The sequence below is a fragment of the Hydrogenobacter subterraneus genome (genome assembly GCF_055390195.1).
In genome coordinates this window covers 553196-566306 of sequence record NZ_AP042473.1, presented here as the reverse complement: position 1 = coordinate 566306, position 13111 = coordinate 553196, and the positions used below count along the sequence as shown (strand labels likewise).

16 protein-coding genes are annotated in these 13111 nt (G+C 42.0%); 8 read left to right on the top strand and 8 right to left on the bottom strand.

The window, feature by feature from the left end; translation table 11 throughout:
- Positions 1-8 precede the first annotated feature (8 nt).
- The 4 genes from ACZ5GB_RS03205 to ACZ5GB_RS03190 all read left to right on the top strand — a co-directional run bounded on the left by ACZ5GB_RS03205 (position 9) and on the right by ACZ5GB_RS03190 (position 2996).
- On the top strand, positions 9-1658 hold the full coding sequence (locus ACZ5GB_RS03205; RefSeq protein ID WP_464327539.1) for a cytochrome c oxidase subunit I: 1650 nt from the start codon (positions 9-11) through the stop codon (positions 1656-1658).
- Between the two features lie 69 nt (positions 1659-1727).
- Positions 1728-1910 (top strand): hypothetical protein, encoded by a 183-nt coding sequence (locus ACZ5GB_RS03200; RefSeq protein ID WP_464327538.1) that lies wholly within the window; start codon positions 1728-1730, stop codon positions 1908-1910.
- The gene (locus tag ACZ5GB_RS03195) at positions 1907-2452 is read left to right on the top strand and encodes a hypothetical protein (protein ID WP_464327537.1); all 546 of its coding nucleotides are present in this window, start codon (positions 1907-1909) and stop codon (positions 2450-2452) included. Before ACZ5GB_RS03200 ends, ACZ5GB_RS03195 begins: the two co-directional genes overlap by 4 nt.
- Positions 2442-2996: a tetratricopeptide repeat protein gene (locus ACZ5GB_RS03190; RefSeq protein WP_464327536.1), complete on the top strand. Its 555-nt coding sequence runs from the start codon at positions 2442-2444 to the stop codon at positions 2994-2996. The genes ACZ5GB_RS03195 and ACZ5GB_RS03190 overlap by 11 nt, the downstream gene beginning before the upstream one ends.
- Here the strand turns inward: ACZ5GB_RS03190 and ACZ5GB_RS03185 are convergent.
- Complete coding sequence (locus tag ACZ5GB_RS03185) at positions 2993-3667, bottom strand: gluconokinase (RefSeq protein WP_464327535.1); 675 nt, start codon at positions 3665-3667, stop codon at positions 2993-2995. The genes ACZ5GB_RS03190 and ACZ5GB_RS03185 overlap by 4 nt on opposite strands.
- A gap of 9 nt (positions 3668-3676) precedes the next feature.
- A complete protein-coding gene (locus ACZ5GB_RS03180) occupies positions 3677-3949 on the bottom strand; it encodes a hypothetical protein (RefSeq protein WP_464327534.1) in 273 nt (90 codons plus the stop codon).
- 491 nt (positions 3950-4440) lie between these two features.
- Between ACZ5GB_RS03180 and ACZ5GB_RS03175 the strand changes: the two genes are divergently transcribed.
- Positions 4441-4719: a ubiquitin-like small modifier protein 1 gene (locus ACZ5GB_RS03175; RefSeq protein ID WP_464327533.1), complete on the top strand. Its 279-nt coding sequence runs from the start codon at positions 4441-4443 to the stop codon at positions 4717-4719.
- Here ACZ5GB_RS03175 and ACZ5GB_RS03170 read toward each other — a convergent pair.
- The 4 genes from ACZ5GB_RS03170 to ACZ5GB_RS03155 all read right to left on the bottom strand — a co-directional run bounded on the left by ACZ5GB_RS03170 (position 4710) and on the right by ACZ5GB_RS03155 (position 8595).
- Positions 4710-4958, bottom strand: a complete 249-nt coding sequence (locus tag ACZ5GB_RS03170; RefSeq protein WP_464327532.1) for a hypothetical protein — start codon at positions 4956-4958, stop codon at positions 4710-4712. The genes ACZ5GB_RS03175 and ACZ5GB_RS03170 overlap by 10 nt on opposite strands.
- Positions 4955-5584 carry a class I SAM-dependent methyltransferase gene (locus ACZ5GB_RS03165; protein WP_464327531.1) on the bottom strand — a complete coding sequence of 210 codons (630 nt, stop codon included), beginning with the start codon at positions 5582-5584 and terminating at the stop codon, positions 4955-4957. Before ACZ5GB_RS03165 ends, ACZ5GB_RS03170 begins: the two co-directional genes overlap by 4 nt.
- Positions 5585-5591: 7 nt before the next feature.
- A complete protein-coding gene (gene uvrB, locus ACZ5GB_RS03160) occupies positions 5592-7583 on the bottom strand; it encodes an excinuclease ABC subunit UvrB (RefSeq protein WP_464327530.1) in 1992 nt (663 codons plus the stop codon).
- 136 nt (positions 7584-7719) lie between these two features.
- Positions 7720-8595: a glycosyltransferase family 2 protein gene (locus ACZ5GB_RS03155; RefSeq protein WP_464327529.1), complete on the bottom strand. Its 876-nt coding sequence runs from the start codon at positions 8593-8595 to the stop codon at positions 7720-7722.
- Positions 8596-8643: 48 nt separating this feature from the next.
- On the opposite strand from ACZ5GB_RS03155, the gene ACZ5GB_RS03150 reads away from it, so the two are divergent.
- The 3 genes from ACZ5GB_RS03150 to ACZ5GB_RS03140 are packed head-to-tail and all read left to right on the top strand — an operon-like array spanning position 8644 to position 11604.
- A complete protein-coding gene (locus tag ACZ5GB_RS03150; RefSeq protein WP_464327528.1) occupies positions 8644-9585 on the top strand; it encodes a bifunctional phosphoglucose/phosphomannose isomerase in 942 nt (313 codons plus the stop codon).
- An 8-nt stretch (positions 9586-9593) separates the two neighbouring features.
- Entirely contained in the window at positions 9594-10505 is a 912-nt protein-coding gene (locus tag ACZ5GB_RS03145) for a TerC family protein (RefSeq protein ID WP_464327527.1), read from the top strand.
- Positions 10498-11604 carry a glycosyltransferase family 4 protein gene (locus tag ACZ5GB_RS03140; RefSeq protein ID WP_464327526.1) on the top strand — a complete coding sequence of 369 codons (1107 nt, stop codon included), beginning with the start codon at positions 10498-10500 and terminating at the stop codon, positions 11602-11604. Before ACZ5GB_RS03145 ends, ACZ5GB_RS03140 begins: the two co-directional genes overlap by 8 nt.
- On the opposite strand, the gene ACZ5GB_RS03135 is transcribed toward ACZ5GB_RS03140, so the two are convergent.
- Complete coding sequence (locus ACZ5GB_RS03135; RefSeq protein ID WP_464327525.1) at positions 11579-12454, bottom strand: FAD:protein FMN transferase; 876 nt, start codon at positions 12452-12454, stop codon at positions 11579-11581. The genes ACZ5GB_RS03140 and ACZ5GB_RS03135 overlap by 26 nt on opposite strands.
- The gene (locus ACZ5GB_RS03130) at positions 12451-13071 is read right to left on the bottom strand and encodes a hypothetical protein (protein WP_464327524.1); all 621 of its coding nucleotides are present in this window, start codon (positions 13069-13071) and stop codon (positions 12451-12453) included. The genes ACZ5GB_RS03135 and ACZ5GB_RS03130 overlap by 4 nt, the downstream gene beginning before the upstream one ends.
- Positions 13072-13111: the final 40 nt, after the last annotated feature.

Here is a 13111-nt window from a genome sequence, read left to right as displayed (position 1 = left end):
GTGCAACCATGGCAGTAGCGCACGTACCAACCTCTGGCACCTGGTATGGTGCCACGCTGAAAGAATGGATCTTCACCACAGACCACAAAAAGATAGGCATGCTCTACTTCATCACCTCTTTAGTCTTCTTCATCGTAGCTGGCCTTTTTGGCCTTATTATCAGGTTTGAGCAGTCCGCACCCGGCATTCAACTTCCAAGCCTATTCGGACAAGAGGGAACAGACCTCTACAACTATATCCTCACCGGTCATGGTGCTGTAATGCTTCTTTGGTGGGCTGTAAACGTCTGGATGGGAGGATTTGCCAACTTTTTAGTGCCGCTTATGATAGGTGCAAGGGATGTAGCCTTTCCAAGATTAAATGCTTTTAGCTATTGGTCCTTCTTTGGCGCAAGCCTATTGGTATTGCTTAGCCTTATACCAGGAAACTGGATAAAGATGCTCTGGACTGGATACGCTCCCTATTCTATGAACGACAACGCTGGTCCAACCTCTCTCTATGTGCTTATAGTCTTGCTCTATAGCATCTCTTCCACAGGTGGTTCCGTAAACATGATCACCACCATTGTTAGCATGAGAGCAAAAGGTATAGGTTGGACAAAGCTAAACCTTTTTGTCCACGCTGTAATGGCTGCAAGCCTAATACAGCTCTTTGGTGTCCCAGCACTGATGGGAAGTGTAATACTTCTATTTACAGATAAATACCTTGGCACCAACTTCTACAATCCAATGCTTGGTGGAGACCCACTTCTCTACCAACATCTTCTTTGGTTCTACTCTCACCCCGTTGTGTATGTGATGATCTTGCCAGCCTTTGGTGTGTTCTCCGAAGTCATATCCACCATGGCAAGGAAGCCCATATTCGGATACATTTCTATGGCTCTCGCCATATACGCCATAGCCTTTGTAGGCTTTGAGACATGGGTTCACCACATGTTTGTCTCTGGTGTGCCAGACTGGCTTAGGGTATTGTTCTCCTACACCACCTTGTTTGTGGGCGTTCCCACAGGTATTAAGATATTCAACTGGGTAGCTACGCTTCACAAGGCATCCATAAGGTATAACACACCCATGCTCTTTACCTTTGGTGGCATATTGATGTTCCTAATTGGTGGTCTTACTGGTATCCCCAATGCTATGGTTTCCATAGACCTTGGAATATCAGACTCTCTCTTTATTGTGGGACACTTCCACTATGTGCTTGGTATGGCACTAACCTTTGGAGCCTTTAGCGGAATCTACTACTGGTATCCAAAGGTAACAGGAAGGATGTATTCAGAAGGCCTTGGAAAGCTAAGCTTTTGGCTCATGCTAATAGGCGCAAACATCATGTTCTTCTTCCAAATGTATATGGGAATGGCAGAAGGTATGCCCAGAAGGTATCCAGACTATCCACCTATCCCAGAGTGGGTACAGCTTATGCAGATTCAAACCGTTGGAGCTTTGATAATGACCGTTGGCATACTTCTATCTTTGATAAACTGGATTAAGAGCCTAAAAGGTCCAAAGGCAGAAGAGAACCCTTGGAAGTCTCCTTCCCTTGAATGGAGCATGACCACCACACCAATAGGTCCAAACAACTTCAAGAAATTCCCTGTGGAAGTTCCAGAAGACTGGCACCCCTATGCTTACTTTAAGGGGTACCATGCACATGTTTAAAGTGGTGGTGCACCTTTTACTTTGGCTCCCCTCTTTGGGGAGCTCTTTTTATATATGGAGGTTAATTATATGACACAGGAGCAGAAAAAGAAGCTGACGGGAATCATAGTTGGCCTTGTAGTGCTTGCAGGATTCCTAACAGGACTTTTGGGTATGATCCTTTCGGAAAAGAACAGAGAGTATTTTATAAACAGGTTGAAAAACATAAAAAACGTGCCATACATAAGACATGAAAAGGACCCAACAAAATGAACCTTGATGCAATAACCATTGGACACATACTTATAGTGGTTGCAAGACTTTTGGAGATGTTCAGCTTCGGTATGGTTCTTTTATTTGTTTTTAAGGGAGTTGCCCTCAAGCATGTATTTATCACAGCGGGTATAACCGTAGGTGGAATACTTGTTTCCATATTTGGTTATTTGGGAAATTTCCTCTCTCCTTTGGCTTCCTTTGCCGTGGACTCCTTTGTGTTCTTTGTTGTTCTTTCCATAGCCTTTTATGCCTTCATGGAAAAGAGGGAGTTTAGGATAAAGCCTCTCCCATTGCCACCGAAGGGGACAAGATGCCCTGTGTGTGGTGGTTTTGTAAAACCCGAGGATGATTATGCAGTGGCAAGGGAAGGTAAAGACCTGCTTTACTTTGATAGCAAAAAGCATCTGGAGAGCTTTTTGGAGAACTTTCAAGAGTATAAGGCTTTAAGGAAGTTGAACTTTAGAAGGATAGAGGATATATATTTAAAGGGAGAAAAAGGTTGGAGGAAGGTTGAGTATAATAATAGCCATGAGAGTTAAAGGTGTTATAATAGCTTGTCTTTTTGCCCTTTCATGCGCAGAAAAGGCTACGGTGGCGGTTAGTAATACCCCTCCACCCCCAAAAGCTCCAGGTCTTACCATAGCTTCTGAAAAGGCGGTTGAAAACGGGAAAAAACACCTAAGGAAAGGACATTGCAATAAGGCTATCCATGAGTTTGAAAAGGCTTTAAATAAGAATCCCAATAACTTTGAAGCCCTTTACTGGCTTGGCGTGGCGGAAGGTATGTGTGGTTATTATTCAAGGTCCTACGACAGATTGATGATAGCCCTTAAGTACTCACCCGATGGGGTCTGGAAGGCAAGGGTATATGCTACCATAGGTATAAACTTACTATACATGGGTAGGGAGGATGAAGCCATATCATACTTTGAAAAGGCAAAGAGCCTTGACCCAAAGAATGATATAGTGGTAGCTTATTATGAAGAGGACTATGGCAAAGGTAAAGGCTACAAAAAGCACAAGCTAAAGAAAAAGCCTAAGGATAAGGAAGGCTTTGAGCTAACCTTAAGGTGGCTTGATTAAGGAATTCCTTCAGCATACCTTTTACTAAGCTTAAAAAGCCTTTGGGCTAAAACCTTTGCCTCCTCCTTTTGTGTGTAATGTGGGTCATCCAACAAAAAGCTATTAACCTTCCCCCTTACATAAGCTCGGTAGCATTTAAAGAAGGGCAAGAACAGGTCAAATTCTTCATCTTCCGTTATTTTTTGATACTCTTCTTCATAAACCTTTGAAAGGTCTTCCCTTTCCATTAGGTCAAGTTCCATAGACAGAAAGCACATATCATTCAACATATCACCACACCGGAAGCGGTCGTTAAATTCAATGCAGTCAAAAACACATATACCTTCTTGTAAAAAGGCCACATGTTCAAGCCTTATATCGCCATGTCCATCCCTTATTCTTCCTTCCCTTATACGCTTTTCAAAAAGCCCCTGATACTTTTCATAAAATCTGTTAGTTTTTTCCTTTATATACTCATAGTCCTCCTTTTCTATGGTTATTCCGATGTATTTTTCAGTTTGCATAAAGTTTTCATCGGTGTTAAACTTCATAACCTCAAGCCTTCCAAATTCATCCCTTCTTTCTGCCTTTAAATGGAAATTGGCTATATGGCGTGCAAGCCTTTTCATATCATCTTTTGAAATCTCTGAAAGCATGTTTTTTAAAAGCCTTTCTTCTGGTATTCTTCTCATTTTCACCGCCTACTCCACAGGATTAGAAGAATCCTCTATTACGTATCTATTTCCTATGAAACTAATAGGCACCACACCAATATACACCCATTGGCATAACCTTTTGTTTAACTCCACCTCTTTTTTACAGTTTTCTAATCTTTTTTCAAGGGTAGAGTAGTCTAAAAATCCAAAATTAACAGGCTTTTTTATCTTATAAACTATATCTTCAAGTAGAAGGACCCAGCTGGTATGCGTTTGTATTACCTTGGCTCCAAGTTCCTTGGATAGTTCCTCAATCATAGTAATATTTTACACCAAACACACTTAATAAAAGCTTACTGAACATTTAGCAAGCTAAATTATAAGGATAAGCCAAAGATGAGAACTCATTAACCTACATTTTCAAAATTATTTGAAGCACACGTTGGGTGAGAAATTAATTAAGCAAAGGTGATGCCATTATGCCTTTTGTTAAAAATAAATGAGACAAAAAATGTAGTGGCACAGCATGCCGTGCTATTACTGATAAAAGAATCTACTGGTCTTTGACCCGCCTGATGTTTTATAATCTGGCAGGTTTAAAACCTGCCACTACAAAAGACGAATTTCTCACCCGGCGTATTTTTCAAAATTATTTGAAGCATTAAAGATAATGTGGAGGTATGATAAGGCGTGCCATTAAAAATCAAAATAACGGCGCAGTATATCATGCCCTTACAGAGTGTGGGCAATCTGCGTATAGCTTTTGCTAAAAAGTAGATACTGTGTTATAATAAAAAAGGAGGTTAAGGATGATAACCGTAAGGGTTCCTACACCATTGAGGCGGATCACCAACGGCCAAGGCGAGGTGCAGGTGCAGGCGAGCACCATAAGGGAAGCCATAGAAAAGCTTGAAGAAGTATATCCCGGCTTTAAAGAAAGAATTCTGGACGAGCAAGGTGAAGTAAGAAAGTTTGTTAATCTCTATCTTAATGATGAAGATATAAGGTTTTTAAAGGGGCTGGATACAGAGCTAAAGGATGGAGATGTGCTTTCCATAGTGCCAGCCATAGCTGGCGGTTATAGATAGACCCTTTCTATATGAAGTAAAAGCTCATTGAAAAGCTCAGAGGCTAAGTGTTCGCTTGGCATATCAATTATCATCCTTTCTACACCACCCGTTTGTATAACGATCTTGGTGCCTTTAAACTCTAAGGTCCTTATGTGATAATATGGTATAACTATGACCTTTTCCTGCGTTTTGTATATCAAATACCTGCTTTCCAGTTCAACGCCATGCTTTTTTAACTCTTCCCTTATACTCTTCATACCAAACCGGGTGGTATTTTTATAGGGCTTTGGAATCTTTCTGGCTCTTCCTTTATTACCATGGCGTAGGCGCCAAAGCAATACTTGCTAAGCTCCACAACTCTACCCAATCTTAGGCCAGCTTCTTCAAGCATAAGACCTAATTCCCACTCAGAGTAGACCTCTTCCGGAGGAGGTCCCTTATCCCTTTCCTCCTTTTTCCAGTCCACTATGCCCACATAGGCAAGAGGCTTACACACCCTCTTTACCTCTTCCATAAAGGCCACCGGGTTTTCCAATTCATGGAACACAAAGGCCATAAAAACAAAATCTACTGTATTGTCTGGTAAGGGTATATGGTTTTCCCCTGAAAGATAAACCTCCACATTGGAGAGTCCAAGGCTTTCCACCTTTTTCTTGGCATACTCCACCGCCAAAGGCTCCACATCTATGGCATAAACCCTGCCCTCTTGTCCTACCATCTCCGAAAGGTAAGGAAGATAAAAACCCGCACCAGTTCCCACATCCAGCACCTTCATGCCCTTTCTTAGCCCAAACTCTTTAAGGGTCTTTTGAGGGTCAAAAAGCTCAAGCCTTGATGGGTCATCCAACTTATTCAGTTTTGAAGGGTCAAACTTATGTGCCATGGGAAAATTATACAAGTTTTAAAAGTTCTCTGAGCTGTTTTATCTCATCCCTAAGCTTTGCTGCCTTTTCAAACTCCCATCTCTTGGCACATTCCCACATCTCCTTTTCCAGCTTGTTTATCCTTTCTATTAGGTCCTCCTCCGAAGATATGCCCTTGGGTAGCTTGGTAGGTAGCTTTACATAATCAAGCTCTTCAATGGCCAAAAGCTCTTTTATGGGCTTTACTATGCTTTTTGGTGTAATTCCATGCTCTTGGTTATATCTCTCTTGGATCTGCCTTCTTCTGTTGGTCTCTTCTATAGCCCTTTTCATAGACTCTGTTATCCTGTCTGCATAGAGTATGGCTTTGCCGTTTATGTTCCTTGCAGCCCTTCCTATGGTTTGTATAAGGGAGGTATAGCTCCTCAAAAAGCCCTCCTTATCTGCCTCCAGTATGGCTACTAAGGAAACCTCCGGCAAATCAAGCCCCTCTCTTAATAGATTGACACCTACTATAACATCAATGGAGCCTTCCCTTAACTCCTTTACCACCTTTGCCCTCTCTATGGCATCCAGGTCTGAGTGCATATACTTTGCCTTTATGCCCCTTTCGTTTAGGTATTCGGAAACTTCTTCCGCAAGCCTTTTGGTGGTGGTTAGCACAAGGGCCCTTTCCCTTCTTTTCTTCCTTTCTTGAACCTCCCTTATAAGATCCTCCAGCTGATTCCTTGTGGGCCTTACCTCTACCACAGGGTCCAAAAGCCCAGTGGGCCTTACTATCTGCTCCACTATAATGCCCTTGCTTCTTTGCACCTCCCAATCGCCCGGCGTGGCGGACATGTATATTACCTGGTTTATCTTTTGTAAGAACTCTTCAAACTTAAGCGGTCTGTTATCAAGGGCTGAAGGAAGCCTCCATCCGTATTCCACAAGCTTTTCTTTCCTTGACCTATCTCCGTTGTACATGGCCCTTATCTGAGGCACGGTAACATGGGACTCATCCACTATGAGAAGAAAGTCCTCTGGGAAGTAGTCCAATAGGGTGTAGGGCGGTTCGCCGGGCTTTCTTCCATCAAAGTATCTTGAATAGTTTTCTATACCTTTGCAATGGCCAAGCTCTCTTATCATCTCTATATCGTGCATGGTCCTTTGATATAACCTCTGGGCTTCCACAAGCCTACCTTGATTTTTGAACCATTCTACTCTTTCCTTTAGGTCTTTTTCAATCTCCTTTAGCGCCTCATCCACAATATCCCTTGGTGCAATGTAGTGGCTTGCTGGAAATAGAACTACCTTTTTCAAATCCTTTATCCTATGCCTGTTTAGGGCATCCATCAAAGTGATAGAGTCTATCTCATCATCCCAAAACTCAACCCTTAAAAGCTGGTCTTCCATATCGGATGGCACTATTTCAACTGCATTTCCCTTTACAGAAAAGGTGGCTCTGCGGATGGCATAATCGCTCCTTTCATAGCCTATCTCCACAAGCTTCCTTGTTAGCCTGCTTATGCTAAGCCTTTGACCCACTTCAAGAGGAATCCTTAAAGAGTAATAAGCCTCCGGAGAACCAAGGCCATATATGCAAGACACAGAAGCTACCACGATCACATCCTTTCTTTCCAAAACGGAAACGGTGGCGGAATGTCTATACCTTTCCAATATTTCGTTTATGCTTGCATCCTTTTCTATGTAAAGGTCCTTTTCTGGTATGTATGCTTCTGGCTGGTAGTAGTCATAATAGGAGATAAAGTATTCCACTGCGTTCTCCGGGAATAATTCCTTTAGCTCTCTGTAGAGCTGTGCTGCCAAAATCTTGTTGTGGGCTATTATTAGGGTGGGTTTGTTATACTTTTCTATCACATTGGCTATGGTAAAAGTCTTACCAGTGCCTGTGGCACCAAGAAGGACCTGTTCTTTCACCCCTGCTTCCAAATTATTTAGAAGCTCTGCTATGGCCTTTGGCTGGTCTCCCGATGGTTTAAGGTTTGTTCTAAGGCTAAAGCCCTTAACTGCCTGCATATTTAATAAATTTATTTTTGGTTGTGCACCGAGCGAGAAGTTAATTAAGCAACTGAGATGCCATTATAAATTTTTGCTAAAAATAAATGAGACAAGTGAGGTAGGGATAAACTAATGTGTTCCCTTACAAAGGTATTTAAGTTGGATTCTTCAAATAATCCACATACCTATCTATCCTAAAGCCACGCTTTAAAAGGGTGAGAAGGTTCCTCGGATTTTTCACCACCTCAAGGCTCAAGGATTCAAAAAAGAACTTCCAGCCAAGGGGCAGATTTCCCACACGGAAGCTAATATCTGCCATATGAAACAAAAAATCCTTTTTGTACTCCAAAGGTACCTTTTCTTTGTATTCTTGATAAACCTTCATGGTGGCAAGGAAGAATTTTCTCATATTTTTACTGCTCCTGTAGGGATGTTCCCTTATCCTAACCTTGTTGTTATCAACCACCTTTATCTTTAGGCCAGAAAGATAGCTTCTTATGTATATTTCCCAATCTTCTCTGTGTAATACATCTTCTCTGTAACCTAAAAAGGCCTCTCTCCTGAAGGCGCTTGCGGAAGGATAGCCAATCTGTCCAGAGAATATTAACTTCCCAACGTCCTCTGGAATCCTTTTCTTTGATACTCTAATTACATTTGAGTCTTGGTCTATAAAAGTTCTTGGCACAGAATATACAATATGATATTTTTCAAGCTCTTTTAAAGAGCTTTCAATGTAGTCTTCTTCCCATTCATCGTCTGCATCCAAAAAGAAAACATACTCTCCTTTGCTAACTTCAAAGCCTCTATTCCTAGTATAAGACCTTTCCATATTCTCTTGATTTCTCACGTAAATTATCTTTTTACCTATAAGACCACCAAATTCATTAAATATGACTTCCTTAGAATTATCCGTAGAACAGTCATCCACTATAATAATTTCCACATCCTTATAGGTTTGATTTAAAATAGATTGTATAGTTTTTCTAATAAACTTCTCACCGTTGTAAAGTGGAATTATTACGCTTACCATCTTAGTTTAAGGTTATAATTTTAGCAAAATAATTAAAGGGGGTCAAAGATGGATGCCTTGGATATGTTGGAAGGTTTTCCCGAACAGTTTAAAGTTGTTGAGATTAAGGCTATAAACCCAGATGGCTTCGAAGGTGTGGTCTTTAGCGGTATGGGAGGGTCTGGCATAGTGGGAGATTTTATAAAAACCTTTTTAAAAACAAACAGGCCCGTGCTTTCCTTAAGGGGTTATGATCTTCCACCCTTTGTTAAAGAAGGCTGGCTGTTGGTTTGTACAAGCTACAGCGGCAACACAGAAGAAACCATAAGCGTACTTGAGGAGGCTCTTAAAAGAGGTATAAAACCTATATGTGTAAGCTCTGGGGGAAAGATAAAGGAAATAGCCCAAAGAGAAGGCCTAATGCATATTCCTTTACCCACAGGATACGCTCCAAGGTATGCACTTGGCTTTATGCTTTCCGCCCTTATGTGCCTTTTTGGAATGGGAGAGGATGTGGAGAGTATAGGAAAACATCTTACACTTCATAAGGAAAAGATAAGGTCGGAGGCAAAAAGTATAGCCCAGTCCCTCTTTTCTTACCTTCCCGTGGTTTATGGCACACCACTTACAGAAACTGTAGCCTTACGGTGGAAGACCCAGATAAACGAAAATTCAAAAACCCTCTGTTATAATGCCTACCTTCCAGAAATGCACCACAACGAAGTGGTGGGCTTGGACAACCCGCAGATAAGGAACTTATGTAGCTTCCTTTTACTTTATGACCCACAGGACCATCCAAGGGTGATAAAAAGGGTTGAAATAACAGAATCCATCTTTAAAGAGCTGGGAGTGGTTCTAAAGGTTATAGAAGGAGAAGGGCAGAATTTAATGGAAAGACTTCTTTATCTTACCTATCTTGGCGATTGGACAAGCCTTTACTTGGCGGAGCTATATGGGCAGGACCCATTGCCAGTAAGGGTCATAGACTTTATAAAGAGTAGCTTGGTATAATTGATAGCATGGAGCTAAGCTGGCTTGTCTTTGGAACTGTGGTGCTTGTCGCCCTCTTTTTGGACCTTTTTGTATTTCATAGACATCCTCATAAAATATCCATAAAGGAATCTCTGTGGCTTTCTGCTTTTTGGATAGCTCTTGGGCTTGCCTTTGCAGGCTTTGTGTATTATACAAGGGGCTATGACAGAACGGTAGAATACCTTACCGGCTACCTCCTTGAGAAGTCCTTAAGCCTTGATAACATCTTTGTCTTTATCCTTATCTTTTCCTACTTTAAGATACCGGAAGAGTATAGGCATAAGGTCCTCTTCTGGGGCGTTTTGGGTGCCATCGTCTTTAGAGCCATATTTATCTTTGCTGGGCTGGAGTTGATAAAGCACTTTCATTGGATCATATATGTCTTTGGAGCTGTGCTTATAATCTCAGCCATTAAACTTTTGACCACAGAAGAAAAAGAGTTCCACCCAGAACAGACCATTGTTTATAGAATAGCCAAAAGGCTTATACCACTAAAACCGCATAATGGAGATGGCAGGTTTTTTATAAGAGAGGGCAAAAAGATCTACGCCACGCCTATGTTCCTTGCCCTTCTTTTTGTAGAAAGCTCGGATATTATGTTTGCCATAGACTCGGTTCCAGCCATAATAGCCGTATCAAGGGACCCCTTTGTGGTATACACTTCCAACATATTTGCCATATTGGGCCTCCGATCTCTTTACTTTGCCGCCGCAGGCATTTTGCCCCTTTTCCATTACCTACATTACGGCCTTTCCTTTATCCTCGGCTTTATCGGTGTAAAGATGATCCTATCAGACTTTTATAAGATACCCGTGGAAGTATCTTTGCTTTTGATTGGTAGTGCCATCTTTGTGTCTGCAGTGGCTTCCTTGGTGGTTAAAAAGAAGGTGGATGGTTAAGCTACTGCAAGTGGTGGACGGTGTAGGTTGGGGCGGCACAAAGGAGCAGACCTACCTCATAACAAGGGAGCTATCCAAAAGGGGCTTTAGGGTTCATATGGCCCTCTCCTTCCAGTATGACCTTATGGTAAGCAAGTTAAAGGGTTATGATGTAAAGCTTCATTTTTTTGAGAACCATAATAAACTCTCAAGGTTTCACCCTTTTAACTACTACAGGCTTTGGAAGATAATGAGAGAGGAGAACTTTGACATAGTGATAGCCAATTCTCCACATGCCCTTGATTTTGTAAGGACTGCCATGAGTTTTCTTAAAACTAAGCCAAAGCTTGTGGCCTACAAAAGGACTGGAAGAGGGTCCAACTTTTTTTCCAAGCTTTTCAAGTATTCTTTTGCGGATAGGATAGTGGTGGTTGATAGGGCAACCTTTGAAAGGTTAAAAGAAGATGGCTTTTTTCCAGAGAAGCTGGTTTATATACCAAGCGGTCTTGACCTTAGTAGGTTCAAGCCTATGGGTAAGGAGATGGCTTTGACAAAGAGAAGGGAGCTTGGTATAGACCCAAACAAAAAGGTCTTTATAAACGTGGCTAACTGGAACCCACAACATAAGGGCCAGCCTTTTCTTATAGAAGCCTTTCGTAGGCTAAACTGCCCGCAGTGCCTTCTCCTTCTGGTAGGCATAAATACAGACAAAGAAGCGCCCAAGTATGCCCAAAGGTACGGCCTTGGTGAAAGGCTTATAGGCCTTGGCTTTAGAGAGGATGTGCCAGAACTCCTCAACATGGCGGATTACTTTGTCTTTTCCTCCTACTTTGAGGGTATTGCTGGAGCCCTACTTCAAGCTATGGCTTGCGGTAAGGTGGTCATATCCACTCTTGCGGGTGGTATAAGGGATTACTTGAAGGATGGAGAAAATGGCTTTGCGGTAGATGTGGGAGACCTTGAGGGCTTTGTGGATAGGTTAAAAAGGGCCCTTGACCTTTCGGAGGAGGAAAGGGAAAGACTTTCAAAGAGAGCCATAGAGACGGCACAGCAATATTCCATAGAAAGGACTGTGGATAAGTATGAGGAGCTTTTTAAGGACTTGCTGGGTATATCTTAAGGCTTTCAAAGTATTCCATAAAGGCCCTGTTTATAAAAAGGCTTCCATCCTTAAAAAGCAAAAACACACCTATATGTGGGTTTTCCTTTATAAACCTTTCCCTGCTTTCATCCTCCATTGCCAATAGGGCTGTCTCTAAAGCATCCGTTATGGTGCAATCGTGGTATGCCACCGTTGCCTGAAGAAGGCTGTTTTCCTTTCCTATTATGTGTTTTCTAAGGTAGTTGCCTCCAGTGGAAAGGCACAGGTCCTTTGAGTTGTAGCCTTCGGCCAGTAATGTATTGTTTATGGGATTAAAAATGGCAAGGAGCCTTTTGTGGCCCCATACCCTTAGGTCTCCCGCTATGGAGATAAAGCCCCAAGGTGTTTTGAGCCTTTCGTAGGCCTTTTGCACCGCATAGCCCTTGCCTATGCCACCAAGGTCTATGGCCATACCCTTTTCCAAAAGACAAATCCTATCACCCTCTACTTTTACCTTTCTGTAATCTATTAACCTTCTTGCTTCCTCTTCACCTATAAGCCCTTTCCTTTTGTAGTTTATGGTGTAGGCACCAACCGTTATGTCAAAAAAGCCATAGGTCCTTTTAGAGATTTCAAGGGCCTTTTTTATAACCTCAAGGGTTTCTTCGGAAACCTTTTCACATCCTACGCCAGCACTCTTATTTATCCTTGATACCTCCGAATCTTCCATATAGTCTGAGAGCTTTTCTTCAAGGTTTTTCATATACCTGTAGGCTTGGTACTCTTTGCCCCCTGGAAGTTCTATGAGTGCATAGGTACCCATAAGGTAAAAAAGCTTCTCTTGAGAAAAGGAGAGGGAAAGGAGGATAAGAAGGATAAGAAATTTCACCTCTTCCTTTTTTGGGTTTTAACAGGCTTTGGTTCAAAGACGGAAACCTTTACCTCAAAGTCCTTAATAACTACCCTTGCAGGCTTTGGCTTTCCTTCCTCAAAGACAAAGCTTAGCATAGGGAGGTTTTCAAGCTTGGAAGATAGCTCTTCATCTACAAGCAGTCCGCTTACAAAGCCAAGGCCAAGCAAGGAAGGTTGAAGTATTATGCTTGGTTTTGGATTATAGGCGAGTACTCTTTTTAGGTCTTGGTTAAGCTGGGATTGCACCTCCTCCTGAGGTCTCTCTCCGTAGTAGGCCATGTAGACATGAAAAGGCTGTATAAGCTTTAGCCTGTTTTCCAAGCCCTCACCACCCTTCACATAGTAAGCTTCCACTCCAAGAGTCTTTAGAGATGCCACCAAGGAAGCGGCAAAGAGGGCGCAAAGGTCTGCACTTTCCATATACACCACAGCTATACGGTTATAGCCCATATCTTTGAGCTGTTTTGCTATTTCTACACTGGCGTTTATACGGGCGTTTGCCCTCTCTGGTATGAGGAATGTGTTTGCCTGCTGGGCGTAAGAAAGGCTAAAAAGGCCTACCAGTATTAAAAGCTTAAAAATAAACTGTCTCATGTTTAGTATTATATCCTTCTCTAAAACACGTAGGATGAAA

Coding starts and splice junctions, on each gene's coding strand:
- ACZ5GB_RS03155 (WP_464327529.1), bottom strand. CDS start 8,595: ATGGTAAGCGTAATAATTCCACTTTACAACGGTGAGAAGTTTATTAGA.
- ACZ5GB_RS03150 (WP_464327528.1), top strand. CDS start 8,644: ATGGATGCCTTGGATATGTTGGAAGGTTTTCCCGAACAGTTTAAAGTT.
- ACZ5GB_RS03180 (WP_464327534.1), bottom strand. CDS start 3,949: ATGATTGAGGAACTATCCAAGGAACTTGGAGCCAAGGTAATACAAACG.
- uvrB (WP_464327530.1), bottom strand. CDS start 7,583: ATGCAGGCAGTTAAGGGCTTTAGCCTTAGAACAAACCTTAAACCATCG.
- ACZ5GB_RS03130 (WP_464327524.1), bottom strand. CDS start 13,071: ATGAGACAGTTTATTTTTAAGCTTTTAATACTGGTAGGCCTTTTTAGC.
- ACZ5GB_RS03185 (WP_464327535.1), bottom strand. CDS start 3,667: ATGAGAAGAATACCAGAAGAAAGGCTTTTAAAAAACATGCTTTCAGAG.
- ACZ5GB_RS03200 (WP_464327538.1), top strand. CDS start 1,728: ATGACACAGGAGCAGAAAAAGAAGCTGACGGGAATCATAGTTGGCCTT.
- ACZ5GB_RS03175 (WP_464327533.1), top strand. CDS start 4,441: ATGATAACCGTAAGGGTTCCTACACCATTGAGGCGGATCACCAACGGC.
- ACZ5GB_RS03170 (WP_464327532.1), bottom strand. CDS start 4,958: ATGAAGAGTATAAGGGAAGAGTTAAAAAAGCATGGCGTTGAACTGGAA.
- ACZ5GB_RS03190 (WP_464327536.1), top strand. CDS start 2,442: ATGAGAGTTAAAGGTGTTATAATAGCTTGTCTTTTTGCCCTTTCATGC.
- ACZ5GB_RS03165 (WP_464327531.1), bottom strand. CDS start 5,584: ATGGCACATAAGTTTGACCCTTCAAAACTGAATAAGTTGGATGACCCA.
- ACZ5GB_RS03145 (WP_464327527.1), top strand. CDS start 9,594: ATGGAGCTAAGCTGGCTTGTCTTTGGAACTGTGGTGCTTGTCGCCCTC.
- ACZ5GB_RS03195 (WP_464327537.1), top strand. CDS start 1,907: ATGAACCTTGATGCAATAACCATTGGACACATACTTATAGTGGTTGCA.
- ACZ5GB_RS03205 (WP_464327539.1), top strand. CDS start 9: ATGGCAGTAGCGCACGTACCAACCTCTGGCACCTGGTATGGTGCCACG.
- ACZ5GB_RS03140 (WP_464327526.1), top strand. CDS start 10,498: ATGGTTAAGCTACTGCAAGTGGTGGACGGTGTAGGTTGGGGCGGCACA.